The organism is Streptomyces sp. NPDC048473 (genome assembly GCF_043200155.1).
In the GTDB taxonomy this organism is placed as follows: Bacteria; Actinomycetota; Actinomycetes; order Streptomycetales; family Streptomycetaceae; genus Streptomyces.
In genome coordinates this window covers 1-1,401 of the sequence record NZ_JBICXE010000188.1, presented here as the reverse complement: position 1 = coordinate 1,401, position 1,401 = coordinate 1, and the positions used below count along the sequence as shown (strand labels likewise).

The window sequence follows — 1,401 nt, the reverse complement described above, 5'->3', positions numbered from 1 at the left end:
CAATGCCGTTGCTTTTGGGGCTACTGCCATCTGTGGTTCAGGGCGATGGTGACGGCCGATCGGCGCCGGCTGGCAGGTTCATCAGAGGCCTTGCTGCCGAACGGGGTGATGCACGATTTGAGCTTCCGCGGGCAGTCTCGTGACCGTCGTCGGGGCAGCAAGGCCTTGGTGATCTCGGCGACGCCGAGGCGGCGGTCACGGCTGCGTGCCGAGGGGGGAAAAGCCGGTCGGTGCGATCACCGACCGGCGGACGACGTGCAGGGCCCGGGTGAACGAGGTCCGCTCCGCCGGGCACTGCGCAATGCGGGAGGCCTCGTCGAGCAGGTCCCGGGTGGCGTGGTGGACGATCAGGTGGGCGAAGATCTCTTGGCGGACGCCGTCGGGGGTGTGCGAGCGGAGGACGGGTCTGTCGCGTTGGTGGGTCTTGATCTCGTCGAAGACGAGCTCGATCTCCCAGCGTCGTGCGTACAGTTTGGCGAGTTCGGCAGCGGGGTACTTCTCGTGGTCCATCAGGCTGGTGATCAGCCGGATCACCTCGGCCTGGCCGTCGATCCGGTACTCGACTACCCGGACCAGGGCCGGCGGGGCTTTGACGGTCCCGGCCGCTTTGCTGTGCTTGTTCGCCTCGATCCGGGCGAGGTAGCTTCCGTCCGCCAGGACGTCTTCGACCCTGCGGGCGATCCGTCGATCCGTCCGCCACAACAGGTGGGCGCCGCGGTCACGAAGCCGGTGCCAGCGGGCCAGGCCCCAGAATCCGCGATCGGCCAGCAGCAATGTGCTGTCGCCAACATGCCGCTCCAGTTCGTCGGACACGATCCGCTCGGAGTCCTTCCAACCACCGATCACCGCGTCCAGGACCGCGTGCGAGGAACATTCCGCCACAGCGACCATCCTCGCCATCGGATAACCCATGGGGCTCCGCTGCGAACCGCATTTACCGAACGTTTCCCGGTTACCGACCGAGTCGGGCACCGCCAGCAGCATCCCATCGACAGCCAGGACACGCAGACCATGGAACAGCTCGGGATCTTGTCCCAGTGGTCGCGTCATCGCACGGAAAAGGTCGCGCATCACTGTCCAGCCCAGTCTCTGTCTGGCCCTGGTCAGGGACGACTTGTTCACGCCCGACCACGGCCTCAGCCCTCGTTCGCCTGCTTTCAACAGCCGCAGGACTTCGAGGTAATCGACACGCGGGAACAGGCATAACGCAAGGACGAAGTACACCGTGAACCTGGCAGACAGCAGGCGACGACGCTTCTCCACACACGCCGCCTCAGCAACGACCCGGTCCACCAACTCAGGCGGACAGGATCGGGTCAAGATCCCCAACCCCAGCCGCTCCAGACGCGACACCAACACGAACAGCCCAACGCCCTGCCAGCCCCAAAAGCAACGGCATTG

1 protein-coding gene is annotated in these 1,401 nt (G+C 65.6%); it reads right to left on the bottom strand.

Annotation, left to right across the window (positions count from 1 at the left end):
* Positions 1–195 precede the first annotated feature (195 nt).
* Positions 196–1,401, bottom strand: a 1,206-nt coding sequence (locus ACGFU7_RS48155; RefSeq protein ID WP_393705152.1) for an IS4 family transposase, incomplete at its 5' end; no start/stop codon positions are given.